The organism is Variovorax sp. VaC1 (assembly GCF_043658315.1).
Taxonomy (GTDB): Bacteria; Pseudomonadota; Gammaproteobacteria; order Burkholderiales; family Burkholderiaceae_C; genus Variovorax.
Window position 1 is genome coordinate 657724 of record NZ_JBIGLT010000002.1, and the last position, 21590, is coordinate 679313.

At 66.9% G+C, this 21590-nt stretch carries 17 protein-coding genes and 1 tRNA gene; 6 read left to right on the plus strand and 12 right to left on the minus strand.

Annotated elements, in window-relative coordinates:
* Positions 1–2: 2 nt before the first annotated feature.
* Both ACGLHS_RS10030 and ACGLHS_RS10035 read right to left on the minus strand, forming a co-directional pair.
* Complete coding sequence (locus tag ACGLHS_RS10030) at positions 3–1244, minus strand: styrene monooxygenase/indole monooxygenase family protein (protein WP_394479213.1); 1242 nt, start codon at positions 1242–1244, stop codon at positions 3–5.
* A 35-nt stretch (positions 1245–1279) separates the two neighbouring features.
* Positions 1280–2071 (minus strand): SDR family oxidoreductase, encoded by a 792-nt coding sequence (locus ACGLHS_RS10035; RefSeq protein WP_394479215.1) that lies wholly within the window; start codon positions 2069–2071, stop codon positions 1280–1282.
* Positions 2072–2265: 194 nt separating this feature from the next.
* Here ACGLHS_RS10035 and ACGLHS_RS10040 point away from each other — a divergent pair, with 194 nt between their 5' ends.
* Positions 2266–3261, plus strand: coding sequence for an AraC family transcriptional regulator (locus ACGLHS_RS10040; RefSeq protein ID WP_394479217.1), 996 nt, complete (start codon positions 2266–2268; stop codon positions 3259–3261).
* Positions 3262–3288: 27 nt separating this feature from the next.
* Here ACGLHS_RS10040 and ACGLHS_RS10045 read toward each other — a convergent pair whose 3' ends face one another.
* The 4 genes from ACGLHS_RS10045 to ACGLHS_RS10060 all read right to left on the minus strand — a co-directional run bounded on the left by ACGLHS_RS10045 (position 3289) and on the right by ACGLHS_RS10060 (position 8677).
* Positions 3289–4131, minus strand: coding sequence for a winged helix-turn-helix domain-containing protein (locus ACGLHS_RS10045; protein ID WP_394479219.1), 843 nt, complete (start codon positions 4129–4131; stop codon positions 3289–3291).
* 219 nt (positions 4132–4350) lie between these two features.
* Positions 4351–6660 (minus strand): CHASE2 domain-containing protein, encoded by a 2310-nt coding sequence (locus ACGLHS_RS10050; RefSeq protein WP_394479221.1) that lies wholly within the window; start codon positions 6658–6660, stop codon positions 4351–4353.
* Between the two features lie 17 nt (positions 6661–6677).
* Positions 6678–7949, minus strand: coding sequence for a FecR domain-containing protein (locus ACGLHS_RS10055; protein ID WP_394479223.1), 1272 nt, complete (start codon positions 7947–7949; stop codon positions 6678–6680).
* Positions 7946–8677, minus strand: coding sequence for a response regulator transcription factor (locus tag ACGLHS_RS10060; protein WP_394479225.1), 732 nt, complete (start codon positions 8675–8677; stop codon positions 7946–7948). The genes ACGLHS_RS10055 and ACGLHS_RS10060 overlap by 4 nt, the downstream gene beginning before the upstream one ends.
* A 305-nt stretch (positions 8678–8982) precedes the next feature.
* On the opposite strand from ACGLHS_RS10060, the gene ACGLHS_RS10065 reads away from it, so the two are divergent.
* From ACGLHS_RS10065 to ACGLHS_RS10075, 3 genes are read left to right on the plus strand one after another with little or no spacing between them, the layout of a single operon-like run.
* Positions 8983–12888 carry an ESPR-type extended signal peptide-containing protein gene (locus ACGLHS_RS10065; RefSeq protein WP_394479227.1) on the plus strand — a complete coding sequence of 1302 codons (3906 nt, stop codon included), beginning with the start codon at positions 8983–8985 and terminating at the stop codon, positions 12886–12888.
* Between the two features lie 55 nt (positions 12889–12943).
* Entirely contained in the window at positions 12944–13762 is an 819-nt protein-coding gene (locus ACGLHS_RS10070; RefSeq protein ID WP_394479229.1) for an OmpA family protein, read from the plus strand.
* Complete coding sequence (locus tag ACGLHS_RS10075; protein WP_394479231.1) at positions 13752–14192, plus strand: hypothetical protein; 441 nt, start codon at positions 13752–13754, stop codon at positions 14190–14192. The genes ACGLHS_RS10070 and ACGLHS_RS10075 overlap by 11 nt, the downstream gene beginning before the upstream one ends.
* A 98-nt stretch (positions 14193–14290) precedes the next feature.
* On the opposite strand, the gene ACGLHS_RS10080 is transcribed toward ACGLHS_RS10075, so the two are convergent.
* Both ACGLHS_RS10080 and ACGLHS_RS10085 read right to left on the minus strand, forming a co-directional pair.
* Complete coding sequence (locus tag ACGLHS_RS10080) at positions 14291–15082, minus strand: lysozyme inhibitor LprI family protein (RefSeq protein ID WP_394479233.1); 792 nt, start codon at positions 15080–15082, stop codon at positions 14291–14293.
* Positions 15083–15283: 201 nt separating this feature from the next.
* On the minus strand, positions 15284–16123 hold the full coding sequence (locus ACGLHS_RS10085; RefSeq protein ID WP_394479235.1) for a DUF6597 domain-containing transcriptional factor: 840 nt from the start codon (positions 16121–16123) through the stop codon (positions 15284–15286).
* Positions 16124–16184: 61 nt separating this feature from the next.
* On the opposite strand from ACGLHS_RS10085, the gene ACGLHS_RS10090 reads away from it, so the two are divergent.
* Positions 16185–16598 (plus strand): DUF3224 domain-containing protein, encoded by a 414-nt coding sequence (locus ACGLHS_RS10090; protein WP_394479237.1) that lies wholly within the window; start codon positions 16185–16187, stop codon positions 16596–16598.
* A gap of 393 nt (positions 16599–16991) precedes the next feature.
* Here the strand turns inward: ACGLHS_RS10090 and ACGLHS_RS10095 are convergent, their stop codons facing one another.
* Positions 16992–17918 (minus strand): LysR family transcriptional regulator, encoded by a 927-nt coding sequence (locus tag ACGLHS_RS10095; RefSeq protein ID WP_394479239.1) that lies wholly within the window; start codon positions 17916–17918, stop codon positions 16992–16994.
* Positions 17919–18124: 206 nt separating this feature from the next.
* Here ACGLHS_RS10095 and ACGLHS_RS10100 point away from each other — a divergent pair, with 206 nt between their 5' ends.
* Positions 18125–19504 carry an MFS transporter gene (locus tag ACGLHS_RS10100; RefSeq protein WP_394479241.1) on the plus strand — a complete coding sequence of 460 codons (1380 nt, stop codon included), beginning with the start codon at positions 18125–18127 and terminating at the stop codon, positions 19502–19504.
* A gap of 91 nt (positions 19505–19595) precedes the next feature.
* On the opposite strand, the gene ACGLHS_RS10105 is transcribed toward ACGLHS_RS10100, so the two are convergent.
* From ACGLHS_RS10105 to ACGLHS_RS10115, 3 genes are all read right to left on the minus strand, one after another.
* Positions 19596–19683 (minus strand) — tRNA-Ser (locus ACGLHS_RS10105).
* Positions 19684–19715: 32 nt separating this feature from the next.
* Positions 19716–20978 (minus strand): radical SAM family heme chaperone HemW, encoded by a 1263-nt coding sequence (gene hemW, locus ACGLHS_RS10110; protein ID WP_394479243.1) that lies wholly within the window; start codon positions 20976–20978, stop codon positions 19716–19718.
* Positions 20978–21577: a non-canonical purine NTP pyrophosphatase gene (locus ACGLHS_RS10115; RefSeq protein WP_093237779.1), complete on the minus strand. Its 600-nt coding sequence runs from the start codon at positions 21575–21577 to the stop codon at positions 20978–20980. The genes hemW and ACGLHS_RS10115 overlap by 1 nt, the downstream gene beginning before the upstream one ends.
* Between the last annotated feature and the right edge of the window lie 13 nt (positions 21578–21590).

Here is a 21590-nt window from a genome sequence, read left to right on the forward strand (position 1 = left end):
GGCTACGCGGCGGCGGCAGCGCAGGTGTCGATGTAGCGGTCCGCCTCGACGGGGTCGGCAAACCACGGGAAGAAGGTGCGCGGATCGTCGAACCCGTTGGCGAAGGCACTGGCCAGTGGCGGCACCGCGCCTGCGGTACCCAGCAACTTGAGCACGTGGGGTGGCGGCGGTGCAAGCAGCATGTTGGTCCACTGCGTGACCCATTGCGCGTAGCCGTACCAGTAGCGGTCGAAGGTCTGCTGCATCCACGCCGCATCGGCCGCGCCGTCGCCGCGCGCAAGAATGCTCTGGAGGTAGGTGTCTGCGCACTTGGCTGCGTTGTTGGAGCCCTGGCCAGTGATCGGGTCGTTGAGCACCACCACGTCGGCCAGGCCCAGCACCTTGCGCCCCGAAGGCAGCGTTGCCACCGGCTTGCGCACGGTCGGTGCGAAGCGGCCCGCGAGGATGCCGTTGTCGTCGGTCAGCTCGATGTCTTTGCAGCGCTCGGCCTCCCACGGTGTGAAGGTGTCGAGAATCCACTTGCTGCGCGCCAGGTGCTCCTGCGGTGTCTTCACATCGGCCCAGCAGTCCATCGGGCCGCCGGGCACGCCTTCGAACACCATGATCTCGCAAGGCCCCGTCGTCGTCAGCGCAGGGAACACGAAGTACTCGCCCACGCCAGGAATCAGGTTGAAGCACACGGCGGAGTGCGGCTTGCGCGGCGTCATGCCCTTCACGTAGGTCAACGCCAGTGCGCGCTGCGGCTTGTCGTAGGTGGACTTGTGCGCATCGCGCTCGAAGAGCTTCGAGATCTCGCCCTTGCCACTGGCGACCAGCGTGAGGTCGTGGCTCTTCGTGCAGGCTTCCAGCTCGTCGATGCCCGCGTCTTTGAAGATGAGTTCGCCGCCCTTCTTCTGGAACTCGTCCATCCACGCCGGAACCTTCACGCGCTGATCGACCGACTGTGCGCTCGAGTTCAGCCGCCCGATCCAGTCGATGGCCTTGGCCCCTTTCTGCTCGGGGTGCGGCACGGCCAGCCCGATCCCGTCCACCGTGGGGCAATCGCTCGCCCAGTGGTCCAGCCCGAGGTCGCGCTCGATCTGCAGCGAGGTGTGGAACATGCACTGGCTCGACATGACCTTGCCGTGGCGGATGTCGTCGCCGGTGCGGTTGCTGAACATGGTGACCTCGTAGCCTGCGGCCAGCAGGCCCAGGCCCAGTTGCAGGCCCGACTGGCCCGCGCCGACGATGGCGATTCGCTTCATTGCTTGCTCCTTGCTTGTGATGCTCCGGGCCGGAGCTAGTCCATCAACTTGGGAATGGCGGGCACGGCCTGCTCGGGGCCCATGGCGGAATAGCCGCCGTCGACCGCGTAGTCGGCACCGGTCACGAAGCTCGCGTGGTCGGAGCACAGGAACAGCACCACCTGCGCCACTTCGTCCGGATCGCCGACGCGCCCGAGCAGGTGGAAAGGCGCTGCCACGCGATCGGTCTTGGCGCGGTCGCCGCCCGAGAGCTGGTTCATCACCGCCGACCACGTCCAGCCCGGCGACACGCTGTTCACGCGGATGCGGTCCGGTGCCAGGTCCATCGCCATGTTGCGGGTGAGCTGCGCCATCGCGGCCTTGCTCACCGGATAGAGCCAACGCCCCGTCTGCGCCACGCGCGACGAGATGCTCGTGAAATTGACCACCGCCCCGCCGCCGGCCGCGACCATGTGCGGATGCGCGGCCTGCAGCATCGCCACCGCGCTCGCGACGTTCACGTTGAACGAGGTGAGCCAGTCGGCGCGCGGCGACTTGAAGCCGTCGTCCACATACGAGCACGCGAGGTTGACGAGAAAGTGCACGCCGCCGTGTCGCGCGGCCGCCTCCGCCACGCAGGCTTTCACCTGCGCGTCGTCGGTGATGTCGGTGCGAACGAAGCGCGCGCCGGCGCCGAGCGAATCGGCCAGCGCCTGGCCGTTGGCGGCGTCGATGTCTGCCACCACGACCTTCACCCCGGCCCCGTGCAGCGCGCGCACCACGCCGGCGCCTATCAGTGTGGCGCCGCCGGTGACGATGGCGCTCTTGCCTTCGAGTCCCTTGAACATGACGTTTGCTCTCCTGTGCTGATCGAACGGGCCGGAATGGCCTGTGCCGTGGAGCGAACGTTATGAGGCGGCGGGCCGCGGGCGAATCCCGCAAACGCAGGGCCTGTCCCTGGCGCGCAGGTTTTTGCATTCTTTGCGTGAGGGCCGGCCCGAATTGTGGGCAGGGACGGTTTTTGCTACGGTGACCCCGCCCCATGGAAACCGCCACGACTCCCCTGCTGCCGCTGCAGCGCTACCGGCTTTTCGAGAGCCACGACATGGACGAGGCCCGCGAAAGCGTGGCGCGCGTTTTCTGTCCGCACGGCCTGGTCATGCTGCGGCCGCGCACCGAACTCGATGCCTGTCACCACAGCGCGCGGCTGCACCGGAACGTGAGCCTCAACTACGTGCAGTACGGCCCCGGCGTGCAGATCGACCCCGGCTACCTGCAGGACTTCTATTTGCTGCAGATCCCGTTGCGCGGCGGGGCCGACATCCGCTGCGGTGCCCAGCATGTCGACGCGACGCCGCGCCTGGCCTCGCTGCCCTCGCCCACCGAACCGCTGTCGATGCGCTGGGCCGACGACAGCCCGCACCTGATCGTGCGGCTGGCCCGCCCGGCACTTCTCTCGCGGCTCGAAGCGCTGCTGCAGGCGCCTGTCAACCAGCCGCTGGTGTTCAACCTCGGCGTGCCGCTCGACAACCCCGCGCTGTCGCCGCTGGTTCACTTCATCGATTACCTGCGGCTCACGCTCGATGCCGGCAACGCGCTGCAGGCAGGCGGCCCGCTGGCCGAGCATGCCGAGGAGTACCTGATGTCGTGCCTGCTGATGTCGGCGGGGCACAACCACTCACGGGCGCTGGCGGGCGACACGCGGCGCAACCTGCTGCCGCGCGTGGTCCGCAGGGCGCAGGAGTACATGGCCGCCCATGCCGACCAGCCCTTGTCGCTGGCCGACATTTGCGGCGAGGTCGGCTGCAGTGCGCGCGCCCTGCAGCTGGCGTTTCGCCAGCATGCGGGACAGGGGCCGATGGAGTTCCTGCGCGAGCTGCGGCTCGACAGGGTGCGGGCCGAGCTCCAGGCTTCGCCCGGCGCAGGAGTGCGCGAGGTGGCGCAGAAGTACGGCTTTCTTCACCTGGGGCACTTCGCGGCGCAGTACCGCGTTCGCTTCGGCGAGCGGCCGTCGGAGACGACGGCCCGGCGCGTTTGAGCCTTTCTTCAGGCCGGGCGCCGATCTTCAAAGCCTGTCGTCGCAAAGCCCTTGGTTGAGGGCATCGCCTGTCGACGCGGCGTTGTGCAGTTGCACCTCGATGAGCTGGTAGCCCTGCCCGTACACGGCCCGCAGCAGGAACCCGTTCTCGCCGTTCAGCTCGAGCCGCTTGCGCACGTTCGAGGCACAGGCATCCAGCGCCCGCTTGCCTTCGCGCTGGGCCGGCATTCGCCACAGCTCCCGCCACAGCCGATCTCGTCCCATCACATGGCCGAGATTGCGAAAGAGCTGCAACGCAAAGCCGAACTGGCGCGGTTGCAGCCTGATCTCCTGCCCCTTGAACTGCACGCTGCGACTGCTCTCGTAGAAGTGGTAGTCGCCCCATACCTCGGCGCTGTCGGGCCAGTCGATGGCGGGGGCCGCGCTGGTGCGCTGAATCAGCGCACGGACCAGCCAGTCCAGTTCCGCATCCGCCATCCGCGACACATCGGCGCCCAGCGTGCCGCTGGACTCGAAGCCTCCGCCCGTCGATGCAAGAGGCCCCCACTGCCCACCGGAGACCACCACGAGAACGGGCATGCCGAGGATCAGACAGGCTGCGGGCAGGCCGCCGAGCGATGCGTCTTCTTGCGGGACCGACAGCAGCAATCCGAACCGGCGCCCGCGACTCAGCGTCAGGATCAGCTCGCTCGCGCTGGCGAACACGGCGCATTCATGCCCCAGTTGCTGGAGCCTTGCACGAAGGGCCGTCCGCCGAGGCTCCTCGTTGTCGAGAAGCGCCAGGGACAGCGCATCTCTCGAAGGGGTCGTCATGATCGCTTTCGGAATGAAACGCGGCGCCGAGGCCGCAATGGCAGGAATGGATTGCATCGTTGTCGCGGGGGTGAAACCTGAAGGACGACCAACCTTCGCGGGACGGCAATTGAAAGAGAAGCGAATCGTTACCGAGACGGGAAATCCATGGGAGCCGATTGCGAGATTTCGTGAACATTCACTGGTGCGGCACACACATTTCGTGAAATTCTTGTGGCGGTGTTCACACTTCTGCGGCGGTCTTGCGGCGCAGCATCCCTGCGGCGCCGAGCTCCGTCAGCCGCGCGGCAGCGAAATCCAGAAGGTGCAGCCAAGCCCCGGGGCGGCGTGCCCGTCGATCGTCCCGCCATGGCGGGCCACCACGGTGCGGACGAACTCCAGGCCGAGGCCATGGGAGCGGCCACCGGGTTCGCCGGATGATCGACCGACCGAGGTCTCGTGCGGTGCCGAAAGCAAACGCTGAAGAAAGGGCTCGCTCATTCCCTCGCCCTGGTCGACCACGGCAATCGCCACCTCATGTGCGTCGGCCCCCATGCACAACTCGACGGTGCCCCGGTCGGGGCTGTGCCGTATGGCGTTGTTGAGCAGGTTGATGATGGCGCGCGCCAGCAGGGCCGCATCGACGTTCAGCTCGATCTCTTCGTCGTTCTCGCCGACCCGCAGCACCAGCGTCACATCCTTGCGCGTGGCGTAGGCCAGCACCTGGTCGTGCACATCGAGCAGCAGCGCGCCCATGTGCGTGGGCGCGAACCGGTAGTTGCCCGTCCAGGCATGCGAGACGTCGAGGAAGTCTTCCGCCAGCTCCAGCGTGCGCATCGCCTCGCGCTGGATGGCGGATGAAAGCGGCGAAAGGCTCTCGCCCGTGTTGATCTTTTCGAGTTCGATCAGCGCCAGGATGTTGGCCTGCGGGTTGCGCAGATCGTGCGACAGGAAGCGGTGCCATTGCTCGCGCTGCTGCTGTGCGCGGCGTTCGGACGTCAGGTCCGTCAGCGCGACAAGATAGCCCGAGGGCGCCCGGCTCGCGGGCGGCGTCACCGAAGCCACGAGCAACTGCACATGGCGATGGTTCTTCGTCATGTACTCCGCATGGATCTGCCCGATCCATGCCGGCGGGGTTCCGCTGAATTGCGCGAGCGCGCGCGACTGCGGCTGCATCGGCCGCAGCAGCTCGGGCAGAAACTGCTGCGTCGGCACCGGGCGGGCCGGGTCGCCCTGCTCCAGCGGTGCGGCGTCCGGCAGCAGTTGGCGGGCGGCGCTGTTGCTGCCGACGATGCGGCCCTGCACGTCGCACAGCAGAACGCCGACCGGCATGGACTGGATGGTGGCATCGGCGAGCACCTGCATTCCGACCATGCGCGAGATCGCGAGGTCCAGCGCCCTTTTGGAAGGCGCTGCGTGCCGCGGCTGTTGCAACGGGGCGAGGGGAAGCTCGAAGGCCCCCGACGGCAGCGCCCTCAGGTGCTCGGCCCGCTGCTGCAGGTAGCGCAACTGGCTGCGCTGGCGCCGCCAGCTCCAGGCCAGGTAGAGCGCCAGCAGCCCCACCACCGGCGTGGCCGGCGCAAGCCACCAGTGCAACGCATAGAGCGATGCCATGCTGACCAGAATCCACCCGACCGCGACAGCCGAGACCACGGCAAGGCCTGCACCCTCCCGCCGCCAGAGGAGCCACGCGGCAAGCCACATGGGCAGCCCGATCCAGAGGTAGGTGCCCGCCCACCACTCGGGCGTCTTGACGGCGCGGTGGTGCATCAGCTGGTCGATGGCATTGGCATGGACTTCCACGCCGGCCAGCGACTCGGGGCGGCCCGCCAGTGGCGCCACGACCCGGTCTCCGAGGCCTGCCGTGGTGCTGCCCACGAGAACGATCTTGTCGCGCAGAAAAACATCCGGCACTTCGTCGCGCAGCACGTGGACATACGGAACCGTGCGATAGCTGCCTTGCGGGCCGGCGAAGGGAATGCGCAGGCGGCCCGTATAGCTCCAGCCCGTGGCGTCGGAGAGGGGCGGCGCCTGCGGTGGCGCGCGCCCCGCCATCAGCAGGCCGATGTAGGGCTCGATATCTCCGGGCGGGCCCAGGCCCATGAAGAGGCTGCGCGCCACCCCGTCCGCATCGAGGATCAGTTCGACATGCCCCACGCCCTTGGCACGCTCCCTGAGAAGCGGGAGTGGGGAAAGGAATTCGTCTTGCGCGATGTCCGCTTGCGGCGCACGGTTGGCCTGCAGCGGCAGGTAGACCGGCAGGCGGGTCATGGCCTGTGCGAGGCGGCGGTCCTGCGAAGGGTCCGCGCTGGGCTCCATCAGGAGCAGGTCGAGCATCACGGAGCGTGCGCCCGCGACGGCAAGCCGGTCGAGCAGCCTGGCGTGCGTTTCGCGCGGCCACGGCCACTTGCCCAGTTCCGCCAGGCTGTACTCGTCGATGGCCACGATGAGGATGTCGGAGGACGCAGGTTGGGCAACCAGCGGAAGTGCGTGGTCGTAGGCCAGCATGTCAAGCTGCGCCAGACCGGGCCGATGCGCAAGCCATGCCAGCACCGCAGGAAACAGGAGCAACGCAACGAGTGCCGGTGCCAGGATTCGCAGTCGCATGAAACCCCGGCGCAAGATCATCGGGCGGGCACGTCGATGCTGCCGCTGGCAATAGGTTGCCCGTAGTGCTCGCCATCCTGTGCTTCGCTCACGCGCCAGTAGTAGAGCCCGCTCACGGCGAACGGGCCGACGATCGTGCTGCTGGCCTGCATCCCCTTCCGGTCGATCACCAGGACGGCGAAGCCGGGATCGCGCGAAAGCTCGAGCCGGTAGTGCCGCGCCGAAGAGCCGGCCCATTGCAGCTCGACGCGGCCATCGTCCTTCCAGACCGACGTGCCACCGGGCCGCGGCATGTAGAACAGCAGGCTCCCAGGCATGCCTTCCAGGCGCGTGTCGTCCACGGCGGCCACCTGCAGGTGATAGAAGCCGGGATCGAGTTCCCTCGGGAGCGCCAGCGAAGTGCCCGCGCTGGCGCCTTCCGCGAGCGGCGCAAGAAACATGTCGTCCTGCGCGATGCGCCACCGGTAGCCTTGCGCGCCGGGAACCTGCGTGATCTCGACGCTGGGCGACGCCGCGGACGGCGTGCGGCTCGCGAACTGCGGGGCGGCCAGCAAGGCACGGACCGTGGGGTGAATAACACCGTCTTCAAGGACGGCCCCCTGGCCGGCCTCGATCGACAGCTCGGACGCGCTGCCCGCCTGGCTTGCGGCAACGCGGCCTTCGAGCACCTCGCTCACCACCCGCTCGTCTTCCACGCTCACACGAAAGCGCGTACCCCGCACGCTGAGCACCACCGAGCGCGAGCGGACCTTGAACTCCTGGTCGGCGTGCTGCTTGCGGACCTGCGATTCGATACCGCCATCGAGCAGCCTGAAGCCGATGTGGCGGCGGTCGACGACCTGAAGCTCGACCGTGCTGTTGGATGGAATCACCGAACGGCTGCCGTCGGGCAATCCCAACGTCAGGAACGAACCCGCCGCGGTCGACAGCGTGTCGCCGGCCTTCACGGCGCCGCCCTGCACCACGGGCACATCGGGCTCGCCGGGCCGGCGTAGCCACACCTGCCCCATCACCGCCAGTGCCATGGCTTCGTCTTCGCCCAGGGCCCGGCCGTCCGCGAAGTACAGCACCGTGCCGGGCTGCAGCCGCCTGGGTTCCCCCACGCCGTTGCGCCGCTGTATTTCGGGCCATCGGCCCGGCTGCTGATAGTGCTCGCCCGAGATGCCCCACAAGGTGTCGCCGGGGCGAACGACATGCGACGGCTGGGCTGCAAGATACCCCGAGGGCGCAAGCAGCCCCGATGCCACCGCGAAGAAGGCCCAGCAGAGGCTGAACTTCGTCTTCTTCACTGGCCGTCTTCCTCTGCCCAGCCCAACTGATAACCCTGCCCGTAGACCGTTCGCAAGGCCATGCCGCGCCGCGCATCGAGAAAGAGCTTCTTGCGCAGCCGGTAGATGTGGCTGTCGAGCGTGCGCGAAGGGGCCTCGTCGGTCTCGTAGCCCGCCGTTTCGAGCAGGTGGCCCCGCGAGACCGTCTGGCCCAGGCGGCTGAACAGGAGAAGGATCAGGCTGAACTCCCGGCTCGTCAGCGTGTAGCGCTCGGGTTCGGCTTCGGGCGACTCGCGGTAGGACACGAGGTGGCCGACCGGGTCGAGTGTCCAGCGGCCGATGTTCAGGGGGCCGCCGTCCGGCGACTGCGGCTTGCTGCGCTTCAGGAGCCGGAGCACGCGGGCCCGAAGCTCGACGGGGCGGAATGGCTTGGTGATGTAGTCGTCGGCACCGGAGTTCAGTGCCTCGGCGACGTCTTCCTCGGAGCCCTTGGAACTGATCATCAGCACCGGCACGGAGCTGCCCTTCCAGAGGCGCAGCCAACGCAGCAGTTCGAGGCCGTCCATGCTCGGGATCGACCAGTCAAGGATCACCAGGTCGAAGGACTCGCGCCGCAACACGCTCTGCAGCGCCATGCCATCGAAGAACGCCTCGCACTGCACCGATCCGTCGCGCCGCAACTGCTCCTCCAGCGTCCGGACCAGCAGGGTCTGTTGGGAAAGTTCGTCTTCGACGATCGCGATGCGCATTGACTGCCTTGCTGTCTCGAAAACGCTGGATTCTGGTGGAAGGCAAGCCCAGGAATCTGACGAATTTACCTTTGCCAATACATATGAAGTATTAGGAAAACGTTCACATTCTGACGCAAAAAAACACGCGCTTTCTCGCGAAATCTCGCAATCGACTAGGTGGACTCGACGGCAGCACGAATCATCCGCTCCCTTCGATGCCCCGGGTCCGAGTCGCTGCAACGCGCGGATGACCAGAGGGCCGCCGACTGGCAAAAGCATCGACCGCCGCAAACCGGTCGATCCGCTCCAACTGGATCTTCGTTATGAACAAAATCTACCGCTCCATCTGGAGCGAATCCCTTGGCGCGTGGGTAGCCGCCGCCGAAACGACCCGCGCACGCGGTGGGCGCGGCGCGGTGCGCGCGACGATCGTGGCCGTGGCCACCTTGCTGGGTGGGGCCAATGCGGCCTGGGCCAGCCTGAGCATCAACGACGGGTCGCTGTGCATGTCCCAGAGCGGGCCGGGCCAGACATGGACCTGCCATGTGCCCAACGGCAAGGGCGGCTTTGCCGTGATCACGGGCCTGCCCGACGTCGGAAACGGCTCGTCGCCGGACTGGACCGCCGTCGCGAGTGCCGCTGCAGCCAACCTCGGGACCGGTGCACTCCTGCTCGGCAACACGACCACGGTCGCGACCGGCACCAACAGCATCGCCGTCGGCAATGGCGCCAAGGCAACGATCGACAACGCGATCGCGATGGGCACCAGCGCCAACGCCAGCGGTGCCGGGTCTGTCGCGATAGGCTACAGGGCGAACACGGACCAGGCCAATGGCATCGCGATCGGCACGGGTGCCGTCGCGACCGGCGTGTCCGGTTCGGCGCAGGGAACGGGTGGCAACCCCATGGCGATCGGTGTGAACGCCAAAGCCAATGGATATGAAGCCACGGCGTTGGGCTACAAAGCCAATGCGACGGGCTACGCCACGACGGCCATCGGCGTGACCGCGACGGCAACGAGCTTCAACGCGCTGGCGCTCGGCAATTTCACTTTTGCCTCGGGCTACAACAGCGCCGCGCTCGGTTCCAACGCGACCGCGTCGAACACGAACGCGACGGCGGTAGGCAACGGATCGACCGCGAGCGGGGTCAATGCAACAGCGCTTGGCAGTGGCGCGATCTTCACGACGCAAGGTCCCATTGCAAGTGGAGACAACGCCGTGGCGATTGCCACCGGCGCCAAGGCCGCCGGCAACTCCGCAATCGCCATCGGCACGAGCGCGCAGGCCACCGGCGCGCAGTCGATCAGCATCGGCATGGGCAACGTCGTGAGCGGCGCGCGCTCGGGGGCCATCGGCGATCCGACCTACATCACGGGCGACGACAGCTACGCCATCGGCAACAACAACAGCATCAGTGCGGCCAAGGCCTTCGTGCTAGGCAACAACGTGTCGATCGCCACGGGTGTGGACGGCGCCGTGGCGCTGGGCGACAGCAGTGGCGTGACGCAGGCCGGCGGCGTGGCGCTGGGCAACCGGTCGCAGGCAACGACGGCCGCTGGTGTCGTGGGCTACGACCCGAGCACGGGCACCGCGGCGGCCGCCGGCACGGCCATCGCCAACACCACGAGCACGCTGGCCGCGGTGAGCGTGGGCGGCAACGGGCAGTACCGGCAGATCACCAACGTGGCGGCCGGCTACACGGACAGCGATGCGGTCAACGTGAGCCAGCTGAAGGCCGTGAGCGCCGCGGCGGCTGCGGGCGCGGTGCATTACTACAGCGTCAATTCGACCGACCAGAGCGTCGGCAGCAACTACGCCAACGACGGCGCCACGGGTGCGGGTGCCCTCGCCGCGGGCTACGGCGCACGCGCAGCCGGGCAGGGCGCCGCGGCCGTCGGCCCCAGTGCGAACGCCGCGGGCCAGGGTTCGCTGGCGGCTGGCGACGGCGCCGCGGCAGGCGACGCGGGCTCGGTGGCGCTCGGCTTGCGCGCGACCGCCAAGGGCGCCTTCACGACGGCGATCGGTGTCGATGCCGGCAATGGCTCCACCGTCAGCAGCGGCGTCCTGATCGGCGATGGCGCCGGTACCAATTCGTCGGGCGACCACAACTCCTACGTCGGTTCGGGTGCAGGCACGCAGGCTTCGGGCAGCAACAACAGCGCCTTCGGCGCGGTGGCTGGCTCCGTGGTCAAGGGCAACGGCAACACGGCCTTCGGCTTCGCGGCCGGCGAATTCGTCACCGGCGATTCCAACATTGCGTTCGGCAATGCGGCGGCATGGCTGGTGACGGGCAACCAGAACACGGGCATCGGAAGCTATGCCGGCTTTGCTACCAGCGGCAACGACAACTACGCCTCCGGCAGCTACGCCGGCATCGGCACCAGCGGCAACAACAACGTCGCGATCGGAACGTCGGCTGGCACGGGCTACTCGGTCGATCCGGCCACGGGGAATTTCCTCGACCGCAACGGCGCCGTCGCCACCGCCCTGCCCTCGATCGCCCTCAACGACACCGTGGCGATCGGCAACAAGGCCATCGTCGATGCGGACCGGACGGTGGTGATCGGCGCCAACGCGCAGGCGACGCTGGCCAACAACGTGGTGCTGGGCAACGGCAGTGTCGACAAGGCTGCCGTGCAAGTGAGCAGCGCCACGGTTCCGGGGGTGATCGCCACGCTCAACCCTGATGGCACCGTCACCTACAGCGCCGGGCCTGCCATTACCTATGGCCCCTTCGCCGGTACTGCCACAGGCGTGGTCAGCGTGGGTGCTAAGAATGCCGAGCGTCAGATCGTCAACGTAGCGCCCGGCGCCATCACCGCCGATAGCACAGATGCCGTCAATGGCAGCCAGTTGTACCAGGTGGCGAGCACCGTCAACACTTTGGGCGGCAGCATCACCACCATCGTCAACAACGCGCAAACGCACTACTACAGCGTGAACGACGGCGGTTCGCAGCAGGCCAACTACAACAACGCAGGCGCCAGCGGGGCCAACAGCGTGGCCTCGGGCCCCGGCGCTTCGACCAGCACGGCGGCGACCAACTCCGTCGCGGTGGGCGCCAATGCGAGCACGACCGCAGCCAACTCGGTGGCCGTGGGCTCGGGCGCAACCGCCAGCACCAACAACAGCGTGGCCCTGGGCAACGGCTCGACCACCACTGCCGCCACGCCAACGGCCAGCACCACGATCCAGGGCCAGACCTACAACTTCGCCGGTGCCAATCCCACCGGCGTGGTGAGCGTCGGCGCACCGGGCGCCGAGCGGCAGATCCAGAACGTCGCGGCCGGCCAGCTCAGCGCCACCAGTACCGATGCAGTCAACGGCAGCCAGCTGTACGCGACCAACCAGGCGATCAACAACATCCAGGTCGGCGGCGCGGGCATCAAGTACTTCCACGCCAACTCGCAGGCCGCGGACTCGCAGGCCAGCGGCGCGAACAGCGTGGCGATCGGGCCGCAGTCGATCGCGCTGGGCACCAACAGCTTCGCGGGCGGCAATGGCGCGCAGGCCAACGGTGCGGGCAGCATCGCGCTGGGCACGAACGCCATCGCCACGAGCGGCAACGGCGTGGCGCTGGGCAACGGCGCCTCGGCCGACCGCGCGGGCATGAACGGGCAGCAGGAGATGTTCTCCAGCGTCTCGGTGCTGTCCACGCAGGGCGCGGTGTCGGTGGGGTCCGCCGGCAACGAGCGGCAGATCACCAACGTCGCCGGCGGCACGCAGGCCACCGACGCGGTGAACGTGCGCCAGCTGCAGGCGGTGCAGCAGAGCACGGTGCGCTACGACACCAACCCCGATGGCAGCGTCAACTACAACAGCGTGACGATGGGCAACGGTGGCTCGAGCGGGCCAGTGGCGGTGCACAACGTGGCGTCGGGCGTTGCGCCCACCGACGCGGTGAACGTGCAGCAGCTGCAAGGCAGCGTGGCGAACAGCGCCGCGTACACGGATGCGCGGGTCAACCAGATGGGCCAGTCGATCGACGAGATCGGCAAGAAGGCGTTCGCGGGGGTCGCCGCAGCGATGGCGATGGAGAGTGCGCCCTACGTCCCCGGCAAGGTGACCTACGCGGCCGGGATGGGCTACTACGAGCGGCAAAGCGCGGTGGGCGTTTCGCTGCGCAAGACCGCCGACAACGGCCGCTGGAGCATCACCGGCGGCGCATCGGCTTCCACGCGCGGAACTGTCGGTTTCCGCGTCGGCATCGGTGGTGTTTGGGACTGAGCCAGTCCGGCACCGACTGACCGATCGATCGAACCATCCATTCATGACCAGACCCATGCCAAAGAAAAACACTCTCCTTGCAGCCGTTGCAGTATTGCTCTGCGTCGGCGCCTTCCCAGCCGCCTTCGCGAATGACGATATCCACTTTCCGGCGCTGCAGAGCTCGTACCTGAAAACCGGCGATTTCATCGGACCCGATCACGTGCGGCGTGTCAGGCCGGGGCTGAACAAGGACCAGGTCCGGCTGGAGCTGGGCAACCCTCATTTCAGCGAAGGGGTCTTCGGCGTGTCGGAGTGGGACTATGCGTTCAACTTCTACTCGGGCAAGGGCGACGCCTACGTGACCTGCCAGCTGAAGGTGAAGTTCAAGTCTGTCGAGGGCGAATACCGCGTGGACAGCACGCACTGGAAAGACCCCGATTGCGCGCTCTTTGTACAGCCGCCGGAGGTCGTTCCCGTGCGCAACGTGCCTACCTTGCTGCCACCCCAGAAGGTGACGCTGAATGCAGACGGGCTATTTCGCTTCGACGGCTCGGGGCCGGCCGACCTTTTGCCCGAAGGCAAGGAACGCATCGTGCGGATGGCCGCCGACATCCAGGCGAACTTCAAGGTGCTGCACTACGTGACCGTCACCGGGCACACGGACCGCCTGGGCATGGATGCGTACAACCTCGCGTTGTCCCAGGCCAGGGCGAACACCGTCCGGGACCTGTTCGTGCAGGCCGGCATCGACCGCGCCAAGGTGCGTGCATCGGGCATGGGCAAGCGCCAGCCCCTGGTCAGCGACTGCGAAGGGACGCGCGCCACGCCGGAGCTCGTGAAATGCCTGCAGCCCAATCGACGCGTCGAGATCGAGGTGGTCGGTGGCACCTGACACCGCCTGGCCGCGCGTGAAGTCGCTCCGCTTCGACGCCCACGCCGGCGAGGCTGGCACGCCGCCTTGCGCAATGCCCGAAGCGGGCACATTTCTGTACCTCTTCAAGATCCCGATCCTGCTGGACGAAACCCGGCATCGGTACGTTCCGGTCATCGGGGTGTTTCGCCGCATGCCGCCCGACCGGCTCGACCAATGGGTGATGCGCCCGGATGGCCGGCCGCGCACCGATCACGAACTGGCGAGCGAAGTTCTCGTCGCGCTGCATCGACCGCTCGGGACCGCGGGCAAAGCAGCGCCAGGGCAATTCAACGTGAGCAAGCTCATCGAATTCGACCGCGCCGCGGCGATCGTCGTCGCAACGTTTCTGGCGGAGCTTCCTCGCGAAGCAACGCGCGACGAAGGCGTCGAACTGGCGCGCGTGGCGTAGGGCATCTTCAGTGCTGCAAGAAATCTCTCACGAGAGACTTTCTTGCGAGCCGGTCCACGAGCTGCTTGCCAGCGGGCCTTTGTGCAGGCGCCCGCTCTTCACCGCGCCGCTTTTTTCCCGTCGCCGCGCGGATCCTGAAAATCGTTGATGCACCGGTCGTGGCTCTCCCCGGTTTGCTGGCGGCAGGTTTCCAACTGCGCACTCCGCGCCGTGAAGGCAGCGAGCACGCAGGCGCGCGCGGCGGGCGACGGAGTGCCACCGACCGCTCCCAGGGGGCAGGTGCGGCTGACGAATTTCAGCCAGTTGTTCTGACTGGCGACGAGGCCCGACCTGGCACTTCCGCCCTTCTCCAGTCCCTTGAGTGCCGAGGTATAGCGCTCGGCAAGCACCAGGTCTGCACGCCCCACTTCCGGGTCGGCGCAGATGGTCTTTTCGAGGGGTGTCCTGGCCTTCGCGCAATCGAAGCTCGCCTGGCCGGACGGGGCTTCGACACGCTCCTGCTTGGCGGCGAACCGGGTGGCGACATCGGCCTGGCAGATCGCGGTGGCCGAGATGTACATGGTGCCGTCCCGATGCGCGTAGCGATCGGCGCAGAGCTTCATCTGACGGTCGTAGGCACGCCGGTCTGGCGGCGTCAACTTGCCGAGAAACTCCTGTTCGCACTTGCTCACGACGGTGGCGCCGAACGTCGTGTCCATGCTGGAGCCCCAGGCGCATTGGCGCAGCATCGCCATGGCCGCCTTGCAGGTTGGCGTGCTGGCCAGCGCCGCATCGAGGGCATCGGGCCCCTTCGGGCCAGGTCCTGCGCAGGAGTTTTCGTCAGCGAATGCCTGCGTCGACGCCAGAATTGACAAGGCCGACAGGATGAGAGCGCATGTAAGACGACGCATGGAGCCTCCGCCAAAAAGAGAAAATTCTATGGCTGTCGCCACAGGAATGGCCTCGGCACACATCGGTTCTTCGCACATTGAGTTGGCGACCCATGCCACCCCCTTGCGCAACCGCCAGCGTGAAGCGGTTGTGCATGCCACCTCCGGTTTCGCAGGCATCGGCCCCGATCCATGCTCACTGCCAAGGTCTGTTCTTTCGGCTCAGCCGTGCGCAGAGCCCAGTTCGCGCGCGTAGTCCGCCGGGGTCTTGCCGACCAGCTTGCGAAAGTCACTGATGAAATGCGCTTGGTCGAAGTAGCCCAGCTCCTGCGCGAGCGCCACCCAGGACACGGGCTGACCCGCCTGCACGCGGGCAATCGCCTCATGCATGCGGTAGCGGTTGATGACCCACTTCGGACCGATGCCGACGTACTCGTTGAACAGCCGCTGCAATGCGCGCAGGCTCATCCCGAAACGCTCGGCGAGTTCGCCGGCGCCTTTGAGCTCACGGTCGTCCACGATGCTGTCGACGATGCGTCCGGCCAGCAGCGCGTTCGGATCGACGGCCGGCAGGCGAGCGAGCAGAAAGTGCGACACCTGTTCAATCACGCCGGTGTCTTCGCTCGTTTCGCCGCTGCTGTCGACGATGTCGTTCAGCTCGTGCGCGTCAGTCCCCCATAGCGCCTCCATCGGCAGCGAAGAATCTTTCAGCCCCGAGACGGCACTGCCCAGGAAAGGGCGGAACGCCCCCGGCCGAAACTTGATGCCGAAGGCCGAAGAGCGGCCTTCGAGCACGCGCGTCCATCGCCGGGTGTGGATGCCGAACGCCTGTGCCGAGCCGCGCTCTATGACGATGTGCACGTTCGGGTGAGGCAGCGTTTCCTGCATTTGCGGCGGCAGCCCTTCGAGGTTCCACCGCACGCGCCAGAAATGCTCGACCCAGTCTTCGAGAGCAGGTGGCGGAGCATCGCGGTAATGCGCGAATTCGCCGGCCGCCAGCGTGTGCAGAACTCCGCGCGCCTCGCGGGCAACCGGTCGTCGTGTTTTTCCAATCGCCGTCATGCGTCTTGCTGCTTCAATGCACTCCCACCTTGAACGATCACGTCACTCCACGATGCCAAAGATGATTCCTCATTCCGCCAACGGTCCATTCGACGTCCAGATTGCGCCGCAGCCATTGAGCAGCGTGGCTGGCGAAAGCGGCCTCCTGCGCATGTCGATCGACAAGCGCTTCCACGGCGCGCTGGACGCGACGAGCACGGGCGAGATGCTAGCTTTTCGCAGCGCGACCGACGGCTCGGCCGGCTACGTCGCGATGGAAACGGTGCGCGGCACGCTCGACGGCCGGCGCGGCAGCTTCGTGCTGCAGCACAGCTCGACAAGAACACGCGGCGAGGCGGCGCAGTCCATCACGGTGGTTCCGGATTCAGGCACCGAAGCACTGACCGGCCTGGCGGGCCGGATGACCATCGACATCGCCGCGGATGGCGCGCACACCTACCGGTTCGAATTCACGCTGCCAGACGGCACCGATTGACGCAGGAAGGCATCGCGAAACAGGACGGCGGGTATCGTTTCACAGAACTCCCGCACAGACTTCACTGCGACTTCACCTGCGTCGTGGACACTGCCTCTCGACAGCGGTTCGGCGCTGGTAGAGGCCAGGGGGAAGACTGTGAAGGGACCGCCTCGATGCCGACCACTGTCGCCTTTTTCATGGCCTGCAGCGCCGTCTTCGTGCTGATGGCCTCGCTGCTGTAGCGTGATGCCGATGCGGCGGCGCTAACCAACGCTCTCTCTCGACGTTCGTCCGCCTTTTGCGCGACGCCTATTGAAGGCGACCCCAATGAAGAAAGCAGCCGGCGACGGATTCAACAGGTCGAGGCAACAGATTCGCCGAACATTTCGGTAAGCCTCAGCGCGAATCCAATCACGGCACCCTTTCCTGCTCGTTCAGCGGCCGGCAAACCTCCAGCACCATCCCACGCAGCCACCGATGCGCAGGGTCCCGATCAAGACGCGGGTGCCACATCTGCGACACGGTGATCTGCTCCGTAGGCATGGGCAGCGGAAACGAGCGCAGCGTGCCTCGCGCCCTCAGGTGTTCGAAGTACGACGACGGTATCAGTGCCACCAGATCGGTCGCAGCCGCTATCGACAAGGCGGTGTTGAAGCTGGGCACGACGACCGCGGCATTGCGCACCAGGCCCATGGCCGCGAGCGCATCGTCCACCGGCCCTTCAGTCCTGCCATGGCGCGAGGTAATCACGTGGTCGCAGGCAGCGTAGCGCTCGGCGGTGATCTCGGGCTCGGCGAGCAGAGGATGATCCTGGTGCACGACCGCGATGAATCGGTCGCGAAAGAGCGCCTGAAGGCGCACCTCCGGGCCCGACTCGCCGAGCACGCCGACATCCAGATCGAGCAATCCCTCGCGCAGCGGGCGAACGTCCTTGTCGGGCTTGGGCGCGAACCGCAGGCGAACGCCGGGCGCTTCGCGTGCGACGCGAGCCACCAACCGAGGCGCAAGGGCCTCGATGAAGCCGTCGTTGGCCCGTATGGTGAACAGGTGGCGGAGCGCGCGAGGGTCCATGCTCGCGCCGGCGGGCTGGAGCACCGCACTGGACTCCTGCACCAGCCCCCTGACGCGGTCGCGCAGTGCCAGCGCATGCGGCGTGAGCACCATGGCGCGGCCCGCGCGCACGAGGAGTTGGTCCCCGGTCGATTCCCGCAACCGCGCGAGCGCCCGGCTCATCGCTGATTCGCTCAGGCCCAGGCGCTCGGCAGCCTTTGCGACGCTGCCCTCGGAAAGAAGTGCGTTCAACGCGAACAGCAGGTTCAGGTCGGCTTCTGTTGGCATGCCCGAACCTAGCACGGCCGCGCGGATTTCGACAGGCGCCGCACGCAGGGACAAGTTGCGCGCCGCGCGCTGTGCAAGCCGTATGCGCAGTCCTAAGCTGACCTGGCGCGATACAGCGTGCCTCCTCCAGTCGTCCCATCATGTTGTCACCAACGCTTCAACCGAACCCTTCTTCTCTCATTGCGCGCGCTGTCGAACCCCAAGCGGTGAACGACGCAAACGCAGTGCAAGAAACCGATGGCCTGCCCTTGCCGCGACGCTACGCAGCCGTCGCCGCGATTTTGGGCGCGGGCGTGCTGGTGGTGCTCGATGGCGCCATCGCCAACATCGCGCTGCCAAGCATTGCCCAGCAGTTGCAAGCGACACCCGCCGATGCCGTCTGGATCATCACCGCCTACCAGTTGGCCGTGGTCATGTTCCTGTTGCCGGCCTCTGCTGTCGGAGAGAGGTTCGGGTACAGGCGCGTTTTCGCAGGTGGCGTTGCGCTGTTCACTGCCGCGTCGGTGTTATGCGCGTTGGCCCCATCGCTGCCATGGCTCGTGGCCGCGAGGTGCCTTCAGGGCCTGGGCAGTGCGGCCGTGATGCCCCTCGGGCTCGCACTCTTGCGCTTCACCTATCCGCGCCGATTGCTGGCGCGCTCGATCGCCTGGAATGCACTCGCCGTCGCGGCCGCATCCGCATCGGGCCCCACCCTTGGCGCTTTCATACTCTCCGCGGCGAGTTGGCCGTGGCTCTTTGCGGTGAACCTGCCAATCGGCCTCCTTGTGCTCGCCGCCTGCGCGGGGTTGCCGAGCCCACCGCGCTCGGCGCGGCCTATCGACGTGTGGAGCATCGCGCTCAACGCGGTCATGTTCGCCGCCTTCGTGCTCGGGAGTGACCGGCTGATGGTGCATCCGTTGCACGGCGGCGCGTTGCTCACCATGTCGGCCGTTTGCATGGTCCTCTTGGTGCGGCGCGAGATGCCGAAGGCGGCGCCGTTGATCCCGCTCGACCTGCTGCGCGTGCATTCCTTTCGGGTCTCGGTCATCGCCTCCGTGTGCTGCTTCACCGGCCAGATGGCCAGCCTTGTGGCACTGCCGTTCTACATCCAGCACGAACTCGGCCAGAGCGCGGTGACCGCCGGCCTGTTGATGACCCCGTGGCCGCTGGCGGTGATGCTGGCTGCACCGCTCTCGGCACGCCTGGCCCAACGCGTGCCTAGCGCCTGGCTGTGCGCAGCCGGAAGCGCGTGTTTCGCGAGTGGCCTGGCCCTGTGTGCCCTGTGGCCGCTGCACGGCAACGCGACCTTGCCGATCGCGCTGTTCACCGGCCTCGCCGGCCTGGGCTTCGGCTTCTTTCAGACGCCGAACAACCAGAACATGCTGCTTTCCGCACCCAAGGAACGCAGCGGCGCGGCCGGTGGCGCGCAAGGCACCGCCCGACTCACTGGGTTGACGCTGGGCAGCCTGTTGATGAGTTTGATATTCGGGCTGCTGCCGTCGCACAGCGCTGTGCACTGGGGGCTGGCAATGGCGGCTTTGGCCGTGTTGGCGGGGAGTGTGGTGAGTTTGCTTAGAAGCCCGGTGAGGGTTACTCGCGCTGCGTGATCGAAGATACGTGAGGGGTGGTGATGTGCAACTGAAGCCCTAAGGACGACTCCAGCCTCCAGCCCGGAAACCCGTATGAGTACTGGGCCGCTGGCGGAGAGTGTGAGATTCGAACTCACGGACGCTTTCACGTCGGCAGTTTTCAAGACTGCTGGTTTAAACCACTCACCCAACTCTCCGGAGCCGTCGATTCTAAGCCGCCGGCAAAACCTCAATCCTCATCGGGCAGGAAGAGCGTCTGCAGGTCACTCAGAAAATCCAGCCCGCGCTCGGTGGGCCAGACGCGGAACAGGTCTCGCGCCACGAGCCCCTTGCGCTCGGCTTCTTCCAGGCCACGCTGGATCGATGTCATCGCCAGCCCGGTGCGCTCGCTGAACTGCGGCAGCGTAAAGCCCGCCTTCAGCCGCAGCGCATTGAGCATGAACTCGAACGGCAGGTCGGCCAACGCAACTTCGTCGCTCTGCGACACCGCTGCACCCGCGCGCGCGTTCTCCATGTACAGGCGCGGCTCGCGATAGCGCACCTGCCGCACGATGCGGTGCGCAAAGCTCAGCTTGCTGTGTGCGCCGGCGCCAATGCCCAGGTAGTCGCCGAACTGCCAGTAGTTGAGGTTGTGTGCGCAACCGTGGCCCTCGCGCGCATAGGCCGACACCTCGTAGCGCGACATGCCGTTGGCGCCAGTGCGCTCGGTGATGCGGTCGAGCATCGCGTAGGCGATGTCGTCTTCAGGCAGCGTCGGCGGAAACTTCGCGAACCAGGTGTTGGGCTCGATGGTGAGGTGATAGACCGAGATGTGCGGCGGCGCGAGCGCCAGCGCCTGCGAAAGGTCGGCGTCGAGGTCTTCGAGCGTCTGCCCCGGCAAGGCGTACATCAGGTCGAGGTTGAAGGTGTCGAAGGTGCTGGCAGCTTCTTCCAGGGCCGCGATGGCCTGCGCGCGATCGTGCACGCGGCCCAGGGCTTTCAGGTGCTCGTCGTTGAAGCTCTGCACGCCCACCGACAGGCGCGTGACGCCTGCGGCGCGGTACGCGCGGAAGCGGTTGCGCTCGAAGGTGCCGGGGTTGGCCTCGAGCGTGATCTCGCAGTCGGGCGCGAGCTTGAGCCGCGCGCGTACGTCGCCCAGCAGGCGGTCGATGGCTTGCGGCGAGAACAGGCTGGGCGTGCCGCCGCCGATGAAGATGGTGTGGACGGTGCGGCCCCAGATGAGCGGCAACGCGGCATCGAGATCGGCCACCAGCGCATCGAGGTACGCCGCCTCGGGAATGCCATCGACTTCGGCGGCGCTGGCAGCGCGCCACTCGTGCGAGTTGAAGTCGCAATACGGGCACTTGCGCAGGCACCACGGCAGGTGGATGTAGAGCGACAGCGGAGGCAGCGCCGACAGTTGCAGCGGGCCAGGCCGCATCCAGTGCAGCACGTCGTTGGCCTGCGGCGCGCCCGTGGACTGCGCCGGCTGGATCGGGAAGACAGTGGCCATTACAGCCAGCGCTCGCGCATCAACGCCAGCATCGCCTGCGCGGCACGGCCGCGATGGCTGTTGGCGTTTTTCACCTCGGGCGGCAGCTGGGCAAAGGTCTTGCCAAAGGCCGGCAGGTACATCACGGGGTCGAAGCCGAAGCCGTTGTCGCCGACCGGCGCTCGCGCGATCTCGCCGACCACGCGGCCGACGGCGATGAGCGGCTCGGGGTCGTCGTGGCTGCGCAGCGCGACCAGCGTGCTCACGAGTGCGGCGCGGCGGTTGACGACGCCGTCGAGCTGTTCGAGCAGCGCCTTGACGTTGTTGGCATCGCCCTTGGCATAGCCGAACTGCGTGGCATAGAACGCAGTGTCTACACCCGGCAGGCCGCCGAAGGCATCGACGCACAGGCCGGCGTCGTCGGCCATCGCCGGCAGGCCGGTGGCCGCGCTGGCATGGCGCGCCTTGGTCAGCGCGTTCTCTACAAAGGTACGGAAAGGTTCTTCAGCCTCGCCCACGCCCAGCGCCGATTGCGGCACCAGCGTGACGGCCAGCTCCGCAAACAGTTGCTGGAGTTCGGCGAGCTTGCCCGCATTGTTGGAAGCCAGAACCAGTTTCATAAGTCAAAGTGGC